Origin of the sequence: Xenorhabdus sp. PB62.4 (genome assembly GCF_014467285.1) — a bacterium.
GTDB lineage: Bacteria > Pseudomonadota > Gammaproteobacteria > Enterobacterales > Enterobacteriaceae > Xenorhabdus.
Map to the genome: position 1 here is coordinate 1 of NZ_NKHR01000114.1, position 638 is coordinate 638.

1 pseudogene is annotated in these 638 nt (G+C 55.5%); it reads left to right on the top strand.

Features of this window, described 5'->3' with window-relative positions:
• Nucleotides 1-638 (top strand): annotated as a pseudogene (locus Xenpb_RS19480) (virulence protein); the annotation flags it as partial.

Sequence of the window (638 nt, forward strand, 5' to 3'; positions counted from 1 at the left end):
GCAGGCCTTTAATGGCACATTAACCCCTGAAGCCTTGGAAAAGAAATTAATTGAAGCGGGTTATTTGTATATTCCTCGACCGTTCAATACCGGGGCGGAATCGGCGGTTTGGGTTGCCCGTCAGGGCTATACCGATTACAGCGGGGCGGAGGCATTTTATCGTCCGTTGGCCCAGCGCGCTACGGTGCAGATTGGGAAAACTGCCATTGATTGGGATACCCATTACTGTGCCGTCATTCGCATGCAGGATGCCGCCGGCCTGTACACGAATGCCACCTATGATTACCGTTTCCTGACACCGGTTCAGATAACGGATGCGAATGACAACCAGCAACACATCACCCTGAATGCGCTGGGGCAAGTGTCATCCAGCCGGTTCTGGGGGACAGAGGCAGGCACTCCGCAGGGTTACACCCCGCCTGAAAAGCGCCCATTTACACCGCCATCCTCAGTGGCGGAAGCCCTCGACTTGAAACCGGATCTTCCGGTCGCCAACTGCATGGTCTATGCACCGCTGAGTTGGATGCCGTTGGCGCACACCTATCAGGAATATATAGCCGGCTTTACGAGGCAGGCACTGCTTGACGCGGGAGTAGTGACGGAAGATAAACGGGTTTGTGCGCTGGGTTTCCGTCGCT